At 67.4% G+C, this 9,139-nt stretch carries 9 protein-coding genes; 5 read left to right on the top strand and 4 right to left on the bottom strand.

What is annotated here, in order from left to right; all coding sequences use genetic code 11:
- Window positions 1–859: ornithine cyclodeaminase family protein (locus LB554_RS08100; RefSeq protein WP_224584031.1), on the bottom strand; the 859-nt coding region annotated here is incomplete at its 3' end.
- Window positions 860–1,067: 208 nt separating this feature from the next.
- Between LB554_RS08100 and LB554_RS08095 the strand changes: the two genes are divergently transcribed.
- From LB554_RS08095 to LB554_RS08085, 3 genes are all read left to right on the top strand, one after another.
- Complete coding sequence (locus LB554_RS08095; protein WP_224584029.1) at window positions 1,068–1,481, top strand: DOPA 4,5-dioxygenase family protein; 414 nt, start codon at window positions 1,068–1,070, stop codon at window positions 1,479–1,481.
- An 86-nt stretch (window positions 1,482–1,567) separates the two neighbouring features.
- Window positions 1,568–2,401, top strand: coding sequence for a methyltransferase domain-containing protein (locus LB554_RS08090; protein WP_224584027.1), 834 nt, complete (start codon window positions 1,568–1,570; stop codon window positions 2,399–2,401).
- A 199-nt stretch (window positions 2,402–2,600) separates the two neighbouring features.
- The gene (locus LB554_RS08085) at window positions 2,601–2,744 is read left to right on the top strand and encodes a hypothetical protein (protein WP_181171316.1); all 144 of its coding nucleotides are present in this window, start codon (window positions 2,601–2,603) and stop codon (window positions 2,742–2,744) included.
- A gap of 69 nt (window positions 2,745–2,813) precedes the next feature.
- Here LB554_RS08085 and LB554_RS08080 read toward each other — a convergent pair whose 3' ends face one another.
- The 3 genes from LB554_RS08080 to LB554_RS08070 all read right to left on the bottom strand — a co-directional run bounded on the left by LB554_RS08080 (window position 2,814) and on the right by LB554_RS08070 (window position 7,236).
- Window positions 2,814–5,024 (bottom strand): cation:proton antiporter, encoded by a 2,211-nt coding sequence (locus LB554_RS08080; protein WP_411962617.1) that lies wholly within the window; start codon window positions 5,022–5,024, stop codon window positions 2,814–2,816.
- 243 nt (window positions 5,025–5,267) lie between these two features.
- Window positions 5,268–5,960 carry a DUF2270 domain-containing protein gene (locus LB554_RS08075; protein ID WP_140617867.1) on the bottom strand — a complete coding sequence of 231 codons (693 nt, stop codon included), beginning with the start codon at window positions 5,958–5,960 and terminating at the stop codon, window positions 5,268–5,270.
- A 52-nt stretch (window positions 5,961–6,012) separates the two neighbouring features.
- Window positions 6,013–7,236 (bottom strand): MFS transporter, encoded by a 1,224-nt coding sequence (locus LB554_RS08070; RefSeq protein WP_224583998.1) that lies wholly within the window; start codon window positions 7,234–7,236, stop codon window positions 6,013–6,015.
- A 98-nt stretch (window positions 7,237–7,334) separates the two neighbouring features.
- On the opposite strand from LB554_RS08070, the gene LB554_RS08065 reads away from it, so the two are divergent.
- Both LB554_RS08065 and LB554_RS08060 read left to right on the top strand, forming a co-directional pair.
- Window positions 7,335–8,243: a LysR family transcriptional regulator gene (locus LB554_RS08065; RefSeq protein WP_141906920.1), complete on the top strand. Its 909-nt coding sequence runs from the start codon at window positions 7,335–7,337 to the stop codon at window positions 8,241–8,243.
- 146 nt (window positions 8,244–8,389) lie between these two features.
- Complete coding sequence (locus LB554_RS08060; protein WP_224583996.1) at window positions 8,390–9,121, top strand: gamma-glutamylcyclotransferase; 732 nt, start codon at window positions 8,390–8,392, stop codon at window positions 9,119–9,121.
- Window positions 9,122–9,139: the final 18 nt, after the last annotated feature.

The following is a 9,139-nucleotide window of genomic DNA, read 5'->3' as shown; positions in this document are numbered from 1 at the left end:
GCTCCTCCCGCCCCGCAAAGTCCCCACAAACCAACCCCGTCAAATCTCCCGCAACCAGCGCCGGGTCGACCATCGGCTTGACCATGTTTCTCTCCTGCTCCAGATCGTCGACGATGATGCGGTCGAAGCGGGGCATGGTCTCTCGCAGCCAGGGCAGGGCCTGGTCGGTCATCACGGCGAAGCTGCCCGGCTTCAGCCAGTTGGCGTCGAGGAAGGGCGCGGGCTTGGGCACCAGGGTCACCGTCGTCACCACCATGTCGGCGCCTTCAATCGCTTTCCTTGCCGTGTCGCAGGGCACGGCGTCCAGACCCCGCGAGTGGGCCATTTGGCACAGCGCGTCGCGGTTGGCGGTGCCGCGGCCGAAGGCGCGGATTTCGCGCAAGGGGAAGAGGTCGGCGAATGCCTCTAAATGTCCACGCGCTTGCACCCCGCAGCCGATGAAGGCCAGGGATGACGCATCGCCGCGCTCCATGCGCCTGGCGGCGACGGCGCTCAAGGCGGCCGTGCGCTTCTCCGTCACCCAATTGCCGTCGACCAGGGCAAGCGGCAGGCCGGTTTCGGCGTCGAGCAGCGTGATCAGCGAATTGAGCGTCGGCAGTCCGCGCCCGGCATTGCGCGGATTGACGACCAGCGATTTCGTCGCCAGCACGGGCGGCGTGGAGGCGACGCCCAGCGTCGCCATGATGTAGCGGTCGTCGCCCGGCAGCACGACCGCCTTCGGCGCGCACCAGACCTCGCCGCGCCGCTGGCCGACGATCTGGCGTTCGATCTCGTCGACCATGTCGACGGTCGAGATCGACAGGCGGTCGAGCAGCCGGGATGACAGATAGGGCAAGGTTTCGGCGGCGGGATTGTTCATTTTGTCATTTCCATGGGGACGATCAGACTACACGATGTGGGCGGGGCCGAAAGCCTCGCGGCGCCGGCGGCGTGACGGCATGCCTGGGAGGCGGGAACGGCGTCCATCGGTGCCGATCTTTCCAGCGGGTCGAGCGGCAGTCGGTGACCTTGCTTAAGACCGCGCTCTCGGGCTGAATGGCTAGACATGCCGCGAGGAGGGCATCGAGATGAGCCAAGACAGTCCACGGCCACTTGCCGAGATCGCCAGCTATCACGCACATGTCTATTTCGACGGGCAGGCCGAGCGGCAGCATGCCGAATGGCTGCGGCTGCGCATCGCGGAACGATTCCGCGTGCGCCTGGGCAATTGGCACGAGCGACAGATCGGGCCGCATGATAAGCCCATGTACCAGGTCTCCTTCGCGACCGGGATCTTCGGCGCGCTGGTTCCGTGGCTGATGCTGAACCATGGCGGCCTGAGCATCCTCGTCCACCCGAACACGAGCAATCCCAAGCGCGACCATCTGGTCGATCCCATCTGGATCGGCCGGCCGCTGGCGGTGCATGGCGACGTGCTTCCGGACGACCATGAGGCGGAAGAGGCGCTGGAACCCAACACCGAGCCGTCCCTGCCGGCGTAGGCCGGGGCCGGTTCCACGCCGCGCAGGGCATTGCGCGATGCCGCTCCGTGCGCTTCTATCCCTGCCGCGCCATGGGGGGTCATCATTTGTCTGGCAGGAACCAAACGTCCACCGGTCACGAAGCGAGCGAGGCCGGCTGGCTCGATCTTCATTTCGAATCGTCGCGGCCCGAATACGAGGCGGCCTTGCTCGACGCCGGCATCCGCCCGGGCTGGCGCGTGCTCGATGCCGGGTGCGGCAGCGGCGGCTTCCTGCCGCTCATCGCCAGGGCCGTCGGCTCCTCCGGCTTCATCGCCGCGCTCGACCTCGCGCCCGAAAACATCGGCCGGGTCGAGGCGCTCGCGGGCACGCTGCCCGAGCCGCCGGAACTTGCCACGCATGTCGGCAGCATCCTGTCGCTGCCCTTCGCCGAGGCATCGTTCGATTGCGTCTGGTCCGGCAATGTCATGCAGTATCTGACGCCGGCCGAGTTCGAGCTTGCCGTCGGCGAGGCCAGGCGCGTGCTGAAGCCGGGCGGTATCTTCGCCGTCAAGGATTTCGATTCGACCATCCTGCAAATCCTGCCCATGGATCGGGCCCTGCTGGCGCGCTTCATGGCCGCCAGGCTGCAGGGGTTCCGCGACCGGGGCGTGCTCGGCACCGACTGCGGTTCGACGCTTCCGGCGCGCCTGCGGCAGGCGGGCCTGGAGGTTGTCAGCCGCAAGGGCTGGCTGGTCGAGCGCTGGGCGCCGGCGCCTCGCTTCACGCGCGACTATGTTCGCGACCTGCTTGCCTATTTTGCCAGCGTCGCGCCGGGCTACGCCCTGCCTGACGCCGACCAGGCCTATTGGCGTGAGCTGAAGCAGCGGCCGGATCGCCTGCTCGACGATCCCGATTTCTGCTACCGCGAGTTCTTCGTCATGGCGGTCTGCCGGACCTAGGGCTCAGCCGCGACGACCGGTGCCCCGGCGGCTGCGCGAGGCCGCGGGCAAACCCGCTTCCGAGATCCAGGCCAAGCCAAGGCGCATTCGCCAGTCATCCACTCAAATGGCCGGCTTTCGATCGAATTTCTTTGCAACCCGTTAATGCGGCCATGCGTCAATAAGCATCTGCTAATTATCCGGTGGCGTGGGGTACGCAATGACCAAGAATCTTGGCAATGGACGCTATGTGCCGCCCAAGGACACAAGCGTCTCCTTGTTCGGCAAGGTCGCGCCGGCGCTGTTTCCGCTCGTCGCGGCGGCGCTGGGCTACATGATCGGGCGGCAATTCCTCGGCCTGTAGGCGCAATTCCAGGAACAGCGCGTAGCGCTTCCCCGGGGGAATCGCGTCCTCCGGCAAGGCCGACAGGCATCAAGCCCCAGTCTCGGCTGCCGTCTCCTCGGCGGTGGCTTCGGTTCGCCGCACGCGGTCGCTGGCCAGAAGCACGACCGGGCAGGCGGCGGCGGCCAGAACCGCGCTCGCCGTGTCGCCGAAGAACAGCTCGTCGCCTGGCCGCTGCGTGACGCCCATCACCACCATGGCGGCGCCCTTGGCTGCTTCCCTGGCGATCGCCCTGTCGGGCGTGGCGCGCGTCCTGATCGCTGTGTCGACGGCGACGCCATAGCGGTCGGCGAGATCGGCGACATCCTTGAGCACGGCCTCCTCGCGGCGGTGCGAAACCGAGCTCGGCCGGCTGCCCTTGCGGGCCTGCGAGACATAAAGGACTTTCACGCGCGCCCGGTGCGGCCGCGCCAAGGCGAGCGCGAAATCGGCCGCGCGCCGCGCCACCTCGGTGCCGTTGACGGGAACCAGAATGGTCGCGCCGGCGCGCAGCATCGGCATCTTGCCATCGGCCTTGGCGCCATTCAGCACCAGGCAGAGCGGGCCGTCGAAGCCGCTGGTGATGGCGTTCAGCGTGCCGCTGAAGGTGCCTTCGGCCAGCGCGTTGTCCAGCCCGACCAGCAGCAGGCCGTAGCCCTTGCGGGCTTCCGCGGCGATCGTCTCTGTGGTGGCTTCAAGCTCGGTGCGGGCCGTGAGGTGGACCTTGTCGACGGGCGTATCCTCGGCCTTCCTGACAGCCTTGGCGCTTCTGGCCGCCCCCCTCTTGACCTGCTTGGAGGCCCGCTCGGGACCTTTGTCGCGGGCAGGGCCTGGCAATTTGCCATCCTCGAGGTGGAGCAGCGTGGTCGGCATGCCGCTGCCGCCGCCGACGAGACCGGCGAGGTAGGCGGTGAACTTGCCGACCGGGCTGTCGTCGACGAGCAGCAGCAGCCGCTCCAGCTTGGAGACGAAGCCGCGCTCGTCGAGCAGTTCGCGGTCGACGCGCTGCTTTTCGGTGTCGCCTACCGGCAGCCGGCCGAGCGCCCAGCGCAGCATTGGCGGCATGGCCAGCGTGGTGATGACGGCCATGGTGACGATCATGGTGAACAGATTATGGGAGAGGATGTTCATCGAGAGGCCGATCGAAGCGACGATGACCTCGGTCGAGCCACGCGCGTTCATGGCGCTGCCGACGGCGGTGGACTCCTTCAGCGACATGCCGGCCAGCCGGCCGCCGAGGAAGGCGCCCGAGAATTTGCCGATGCTGGCGATCGCCACCAGCGCCAGCGTCAGCAGCGCCAGCGTCGGGTCGGCAAGCACGGTAAGGTCCGCGGACAGGCCGGCCATGCCGAAGAACACCGGCATGAACAGCGCCGTGATGACGCCGCGCAACTGGCCCTCGATGTGGTCCGACAGGATCGGCGATTCCCCGACCAGTATGCCCGCGACGAAGGCGCCGAGCACGGTGTGGACGCCGATCAGGTTGGTGATCAGCGCCATCACGCCCATGATGATGAGGATAACGGTGATGACGGCGTATTCGCTGCGGAAGGAATCGTTGCTCCAGCGGATCAGGGTGAACACCAGGCGGCGGCCGATGGTGAAGGAGAACACCATGAACAGCGCCACTTCGGCGACCGTCAGGACCAGTGGCAGCACCTGCAGGCTGCCATTGGTGGCGATGCCGAAAGTGACGGCGATGATCAGCCAGCCGATCGTGTCCTCGATGATTGCCGAGGAGACGATGACCTGGCCGAGATTGCGGCGCATGAAATTCATTTCGCGCACCACCATGGCGACGATCTTGACCGAGGAGATCGACAGCGCCGTGCCGAGGAACAGCCCGGCGACGATGCGCTCGCTCGGCTCGGGCAGAAGCGTATCCGGCAAGACCTGCGCCAGCGCGAAACCGCAGGCAAAGGGCAGGACGACGCCGGCGATCGAGATCGAAAAACAGGCCGCACCCACCCGCCGCACGAGCCGCAGATCCGTCTCCATGCCGGTCAGCAGCAGGAGCAGCAGGATGCCGAGCTGCGAGACGGCATCGATCATGCCTTTCTGCGCCGGATCGGTGGAGAAGATAAGATGCTGGGCGCCGGGCCAGAGCCAGCCGAACAGCGACGGCCCGAGCAGGATGCCGCCGATCAGCTGGCCCATGATCGCCGGCTGCCGGTAGCGCTGGAAGATCTCGCCAAGGCCGCGGCCGACCAGAAGCAGAAGCACGATCTCGGCGACGAACAGGCCCTCCGCCGAGCCGCCCATGCCCGAGGCGTGGCCGGCCGGCTGCGCGGCCAGCGCCTGGCTTGCCGGGGCGAGGGCGACAATGGCCAGCGAAAGGGCGGCGGCCAGCGAAAGGGCGGTGGCCAGCGAAAGGGCGGCCGCGGTGCCGTGCGACCTTGTTGCCAGTGGGTGGATCATGGGTCCCTTCAAGACGCCGCCGCGGACTGACCATCACAACGCGCGGCCGGGGTTTGCGTTGCAGCCATCCATCACGAGGTATCGAACTCAGACGTGGACGTCGCCGAAGGAGAGTTCGCCGTCGTCGCCCGGTGTCAGGAAGGCGGCTGCCAGCAGGACGGCATAGAGGAGGGCAACCACGGCGACGATGGCCACGCCCGGAATGGGACCGAGGGCCGCGGCGCCGACAGCTTCGCGCATCGTGCCGACAAAGCCGACCGGCACGCCTTGGTCGATCAGGCTCGGGGTCGACAGTTTGAGGATCCAGGCGAGCAGCAGGATCAGCATCATGTGCAGGTAGTTGCGGCGCAGGCGGCGCGCCAGCGCCACGCGCTGCGAGACCAGGAATTTTGGCGTGCGCAGGCTCTCGCCGAGGATCAGCAGCCAGTCGGAGGCAAAGTCGGGCTGCGGCGAGAAGATCTGCGCGAAATAATGGCGCTCGAACTGGCGCACGCGGGCGCGGTAGACATCGAAGAAGCGGTAGCGGCGCGCCTCGATCCACAACAAGAGCAGCACCAGCAGCATGGCGAACAGCAGCACGCCGTGATGGGCGCTGGCCGTCGACAGCGACACCGACAGCATCGCCGCGACAACGGTGATCGCCCAATTGCTGGTGCGGTCGAGACGGTCGCGCCAGCCCGCCATGCGGGCGATCTCGGCGCGATGAAAATGGGACATCACGGTGACCAGCTCGCCAGGCGAGAGCGGCCTGCCGACGGGCGTTGCCGGCGCATCGTTCATGACTTCCTCCCCGCCGACAACGCTTATGAGGCAATGTCGTTCCGGCCAGCGGTCATTCGGGCCCGCCGGTCCAGTCGGCCAGCAGGGCAGCGAGACCAAAGGCGGCGCCGATGGCGCAGAGACAGGGCCAGCCGCCCAGGGTCCAGCCGATGCCGGCCAGCAAGGAGCCGATGGCGCCGCCGATGAAGAAGATGCCGACGAACAGGCCGTTGAGGCGGCCGCGCGCCTCGGGACGCAGCAGGTTGATGGCGCGGCGGCCGAGCGTCTGGTCGCCGGTGACGCCGATGTCGAGCAGCACGGCGCTGACGCCCATCAGCGCGAGCGGTGTCCATGACGCGCCGGACTGAAAGGAGCCGGCCCAGGCCGCGAGCACCAGCGCGCCGATCAGCACGAGATGGCAGAAGATCGTCGCCGCCCGCGTCCAGCCACGGTCGCCGGCGCGACCGAACAGCGGCGTAACCACGGCACCGCCGGCGCCGACGAGCGCGAAAAGCGCGATGCCGCGCTGCCCGAGGCCGAAAGGCGGCTGCGCCAGGCGCAGGGCCACCGCCGTCCAGAACAGACTGAACGCCGCCATCACCAACGCCGCGGTCAAGGCGCGGCGCCGCAGCACCGGCTCTTGGCGCAGCAGATGGAACAGTGAAGCAATCAGCGCGCCATAGGACGATTTCACCTCCGGCCGCCGTCTCGGCAGGGTGAAGGCGAGCACGATGGCGAGCAGCGTCAGGGCGGCGGCGCTGAGGCCATAGAAGGCGCGCCAGCCCCAGGCATCGGCGATGAGGCTGGCCAGCGGCCGTGCGAGCAGGATGCCGATCATCAGTCCGCTCATCACATCGCCGATGACGCGGCCGGCCGAGCCGGGCGGCGCCATCGAGGCGGCGATTGGCACCAGTATCTGGATCGCCGAACAGGCGGCGCCGAGCACGAACAGGACGATCAGCAGCGAGGCGATGGTGGGCGCCAGCGCGGCGATGCCGGCCGCAAGAGCCGCCGCGCCCAGCATGCGCAGGATCAGGGTGCGGTTTTCGCCGAGATCGGCCATCGGCACCAAGAAGAACAGGCCGGCGGCATAGCCGAGCAGCGTCGCCATGGCGACCAGACCGACGCTCGCTGTGCCGGCGCCGAGCGACGGGCCGATCAGGCCGACCAGTGTCTGCGGCGCGAACAGATTGGTGACGATAATGCCGGTAGAGGCTGCAAAAAGCAGCGTCTGCGGGCCGGTGATGGTTCGAGCCGGCAGCCGTCCGGCCAGTTGGCCGTCATTGGTATCGAGCATGAAGTCCTCAATGAAGTGGCATATCCTGTAAGGACTTTATGCCGAAGCTTTATCATGCTACAATTCAATCTAATCGATAATGATTATGCGAGATATGCATGAACATCCACGATCTCGAAGCTTTCGTCGCCGTGGTGGAAACTGGCTCGATCGTCGGCGCCTCGGCCAGGCTCAATCTCACCCAGCCGGGGGTCACGCGCCGCATCCAGAACCTCGAGGATGGGTTGGCGACAGCATTGCTCGACCGCCAGTCGAAGCCGCTGAAGCCGACCGCCTCGGGACGCGAGGCTTATGAGCATGGCCGGCGCGTGCTGCGTTCGCTGGAGGACCTGAAGGCAGGCGTGTCGCCGCAAGGCGAGGTCAGGGGCGAATTCCGCCTGGGCATCATGCCCTATCTCTCGGATGCGGCGCTGGCGCTGCCGCTCGATGGCCTGCGCGCCGCCTTCCCGCAATTGACGCTGCGCATTACGTCGGGCTGGTCGCCAAGGCTGGTCGAGCAGGTGGCGCGCAGCGAGGTCGACGCGGTGGCGGTGTGCCTCGCCGAAGGCCTGGCGCCACCGGACGAACTGGTCTGCGACGATCTCGGCGTACAATCGGTGCTGCTGGTCGCGTCTCCCGGCCTTGGCGTGCCGAAGCAGGCGAAGCTTGCCGATCTATCGCGCTTTGCCTGGGTGATGAACGAAAACGGCTGCGGTTTTCGCGCCTTCATCCGTCAGAGCTTCGAGGCCGCGAGGCTGCCTTTCCAGGTCGGCGTCGAAGCGCTCAGCGTCGATCTCAGAATGTCGCTGGTGGCGCGCGGCCATGGCATCGGCATCGTCACGCCGGGCGCCTTCGCCGACAGTCGCTGGCGCGATGCCGTCGAGGTGATCGACTGCCCCGACTTCAAGCCGCAAGTGCGCGCCTGGCTGCTGCACCGCCCGCCTGCCGGGCGGCTGGGGCGCCCCATCGCGCTGTTCCGCGATGCGCTGATCGACGGGCTCAAGCTGCCGATGCCGCTGGTGTCATAGGCACGCCGAACGTCGCCCGATTTTGTTGAATCTGATCAAGCTGCTGCACGGGATGGCTCAGGTATGGATTCCAGGTTTCGAACGGTTCTGGCTCTTGAGAATCCCCTAGCCTTCAGCAACATGGCTGCCATGGCCGAGGCACGACAATGAGCAAGCCGATTTCCGCCGCACCGCGCAAATCAGCGCCACGCAAGGCGCCGATGGCGCTGACCGAGGCGCTGGTGGCGCGCACCTTGCGCGTGGTCGAGGATGCCGGGCCGGTGCCGGGCATGATCCCGATGACCGATGACGACTATGCGCGGTTTCGCGACGAGATCCTGGCTTCGGCACCGGCCGGGCCGCTGAGGCTGTTCGCCTATGGCTCGCTGTTGTGGAAGCCGGCGGGCGAGGTGAGGGGCGGCGAGCGGGCGGTGGCGCGCGGCTGGCACCGGTCGTTCTGCTTCACGGTGCAGCGCTTTCGCGGCACGCTCGAGCAGCCCGGCCTGATGATGGCGCTCGACCGTGGCGGCCAGTGCCAGGGCATGGTGTTCGAGATCGCCGAACCGGTAGCCGCCAATCTGGAAGCGCTGCTGCGCCGCGAGATGACCATCCTGCCCGCCGTCAACGTGCCGCGCTGGCTGCGAGTCAGCACCGAAAGCGGGCCATGCCTGGCGCTCGGCTTCGTCGTCGATCCCGCCAACCCGCGCTACGCCGGCAAACTGGACAAGCCCGCGGTCGCGGCGACGCTGGCGAACGCCGTCGGCCATTGGGGCTCGGGCGCGCAATATCTGTTCGAGACCATCCGCCATCTCGACGCCTGCGGCATCCGCGACCGCAATCTGTGGCAGTTGCAGGAACTGGTGGCACAGGAGATCGATCGGAGCCACGGCCCCATTTAGCCACCACCGTGTCACGAC

It is taken from the genome of Mesorhizobium sp. CO1-1-11 (assembly GCF_020164995.1).
Lineage (GTDB): Bacteria > Pseudomonadota > Alphaproteobacteria > Rhizobiales > Rhizobiaceae > Mesorhizobium > Mesorhizobium australicum.
The sequence above is the reverse complement of the archived record's forward strand: the minus strand, read 5'-3'. Positions and strand labels throughout refer to the sequence as shown.

Bases quoted from the DNA above. Each gene is read 5' to 3' on its own strand.
- LB554_RS08095 (WP_224584029.1), top strand. From the start codon at position 1,068: ATGAGCCAAGACAGTCCACGGCCACTTGCCGAGATCGCCAGCTATCAC.
- LB554_RS08085 (WP_181171316.1), top strand. From the start codon at position 2,601: ATGACCAAGAATCTTGGCAATGGACGCTATGTGCCGCCCAAGGACACA.
- LB554_RS08080 (WP_411962617.1), bottom strand. From the start codon at position 5,024: ATGGGCGGCTCGGCGGAGGGCCTGTTCGTCGCCGAGATCGTGCTTCTG.
- LB554_RS08075 (WP_140617867.1), bottom strand. From the start codon at position 5,960: ATGAACGATGCGCCGGCAACGCCCGTCGGCAGGCCGCTCTCGCCTGGC.
- LB554_RS08070 (WP_224583998.1), bottom strand. From the start codon at position 7,236: ATGCTCGATACCAATGACGGCCAACTGGCCGGACGGCTGCCGGCTCGA.
- LB554_RS08065 (WP_141906920.1), top strand. From the start codon at position 7,335: ATGAACATCCACGATCTCGAAGCTTTCGTCGCCGTGGTGGAAACTGGC.
- LB554_RS08060 (WP_224583996.1), top strand. From the start codon at position 8,390: ATGAGCAAGCCGATTTCCGCCGCACCGCGCAAATCAGCGCCACGCAAG.